At 43.5% G+C, this 2477-nt stretch carries 2 protein-coding genes; both read left to right on the top strand.

Going from position 1 to position 2477, the window contains the following annotated elements:
- Positions 1-333: 333 nt before the first annotated feature.
- On the top strand, positions 334-834 hold the full coding sequence (locus tag F6J99_RS44135; protein WP_293123558.1) for a peptidoglycan-binding protein: 501 nt from the start codon (positions 334-336) through the stop codon (positions 832-834).
- Positions 835-1434: 600 nt separating this feature from the next.
- The gene (locus tag F6J99_RS44130) at positions 1435-1899 is read left to right on the top strand and encodes a DUF4079 domain-containing protein (protein ID WP_293123555.1); all 465 of its coding nucleotides are present in this window, start codon (positions 1435-1437) and stop codon (positions 1897-1899) included.
- Positions 1900-2477: the final 578 nt, after the last annotated feature.

The raw sequence follows: 2477 nt of genomic DNA, 5'->3' as shown, positions 1-2477 counted from the left end.
TGTTAAGTGTTGACTAGTGAGTGTTGACCTTAGGGATCCACAGCCAACTCTTAACACTCTACATAGTTACCAGGGCAAACGCATCTAAATTCTATAAGCCTTACTCACCAGAAATTTCAAAATTAATAAGCATAAATACTTATTTTTATGACTCTCATATCCAGTAGGCATTTCAAAATAAGATGCGTTTACCCTGACATAGTTACCCCGTGATTCAAATCACGTTTGACTGGCAAAAGGTTAACAACTTATTAAAACTTAAATCACCCCAGATCAAGCTCAGCTATTTGATTATGAATAATGCCAGGAAAAATTTCATCAGGGAAATCTAGAATGACAGCTTTGATTAATTTGGAAACCTCCCAGACCAGTGCTTGTGTCACTGCTTGGCTCAGAAAGCACACCCTTTATCTAGGGTTCATTGGTCTGTATGTGGTAGAATTACAAAGTATCTTGGCTCACCGGGGATATTACTTTGGTCCATTAGATGGTGTGTTTGACACAGAGATTGAATATGCTGTGCAAGGCTACCAGCAAAAGGTATTTCTCAGAGCAACTGGTATTGTAGACCAAAAGACCTGGCAAGCTCTTCTGAGTGGTGCTCCGGTCAATATGCCGATTCTACGTCCTGGCAGTTTTGGTGAGGCTGTAAGAATTGTCCAAGAAGTACTTTGGATTAGTGACTACTATACCGCTAATATTGATGGCATCTTCGCTTCCCTGACACTCGAAGCAGTGCAACGCTTCCAAATCGACAGGGGTTTGCTCGGTAATGGTGTAGTTAGTGAACACACCTGGAACGCCTTGAGCGAGATGCCTCGCTATGTCTATTAGGCTATGTCTATTAGTGTGTTAGTCCTGTCCTAAAGAATTGATACCAAGTTGCGATCAATCAAAGATATTATTCTTTGAACTGGTGAGGGAGTGAGCAGGTAAACAAATAAGCAGATACTAGATATGAATGCAACTTGGTATGCTGACGGGGTGTTCAGGGGGGCGCTCCGGGGAGATGGGGAGCAAGAATCACGGATATCAACCCCAAACTGCAGTAAGGTATCTCGCGTAAGTTAACAGTTTTGTTCCTGGATCTTTCCCCGGAATTGATTTAGGCATCAGTTTTAGGCCTCAGTGGCAAGACGCGATGAAGCGTTCGCGTAGCGTGGCCAAAGGCCTCAGCTTCCGCTAAAAGCGATTAGCCCGAAGGGCTACGCTACGCGAACGCATCCTCTACCCATGCAATGGCAACAACCATGCCATGGCAAGATTTCTACATCGTTAAAAATCCCCAAATTCCCCCAAATTGAACCGCAAGCATCAGAAAGCATCAGACCTATACTACCATCTTGTTTAACTGATTCCTTAGCACATTAGACTTAATAACGGCAACTATGCTATGTTAATTTTCATGAAGCTCCTGAAAATTGACATAACAATATGAACCTGCCAGAGTCTGTTAAATTTTGGTCTCAATTCTTCCACCCCTTACTGATGTGGGTGCTGCTAGCGGCAGCCTTCTATGCTCTTTATCTAGGTTTGAAAATCCAAAAGACTAGAACGGCGGAAGGTGAGGAAAAGAAAGCGCTAGTTAAGGGTCAATATAATGTTAAGCACCATCTTGTTGGTTCAGCGTTGCTAGCAATGATGGTACTCGGTACCATCGGAGGTATGGCAGTAACCTACATTAACAATGGCAAGTTGTTTTTTGGATCCCATTTGCTGGCTGGTTTAGGCATGACCGGAATTATTGCTACCTCTGCCTCTCTAACACCATTAATGCAGAAAGGTCAAACTTGGGCTCGCTATAGTCACATCGTCCTGAATGTTGTACTCTTGGGACTATTCAGCTGGCAAGCCATCACCGGTATGCAAATTGTCCAGAAGCTTCTTAGCAATCCGTAGATGATTTGATTTATATAGGGGCGTGGTATTTTACCCGCCCTAGGATGGTGTTAGAGTTGGAATAGGCCCACTTTTGATTGCTTTTAATTTAGGTATCCAATTTAAGCTCTAAGCCTTCGGCTGATAGCTGATAGCTGACCCCTTATAATAAAACTAACTGTAACTTTTCCCAAAATTTTTGGGTTTAAAGCCCCGTCCTTCTAGGAGACGCGCGCCTTAGAATAGTGGAGCCTTTATGGGGGACTGGCTATGAGAAAAAGGGTAAAAACTTATTAAATAAGGCTCCACTATTCTTACGGTAACTTCAACGGACGGCTTTTAGTTGACACTTATATAGCGCCATAGTATAATTTAAGTATAGGGTACAGGCTGAAAAACCGTTCGCGTAGCGTCGCCTTTGGCGATGGCTGAGCCGGGAGAGAGACCCGTAACTTATTGACCTTAAAGTAGTGTGCGGCTCGTTCTAAGTAGGAGCCTCCTGAGATAGGAGGGGTATGACTTAGGGGAATCGCGGGAAAAACCCGAATTTCTAACTGTTTAACGGATGGTGGTGAAAGTCCACCCCATTAAGAGATATG

Source organism: Moorena sp. SIO4G3, from assembly GCF_010692305.1.
GTDB classification, from domain to species: Bacteria; Cyanobacteriota; Cyanobacteriia; order Cyanobacteriales; family Coleofasciculaceae; genus Moorena; species Moorena producens_A.
The sequence above is the reverse complement of the archived record's forward strand: the minus strand, read 5'-3'. Positions and strand labels throughout refer to the sequence as shown.

What these genes read in the sequence shown, in the direction of transcription:
- F6J99_RS44130 (WP_293123555.1), top strand. Translation starts at nt 1,435, where the DNA reads ATGAACCTGCCAGAGTCTGTTAAATTTTGGTCTCAATTCTTCCACCCC.
- F6J99_RS44135 (WP_293123558.1), top strand. Translation starts at nt 334, where the DNA reads ATGACAGCTTTGATTAATTTGGAAACCTCCCAGACCAGTGCTTGTGTC.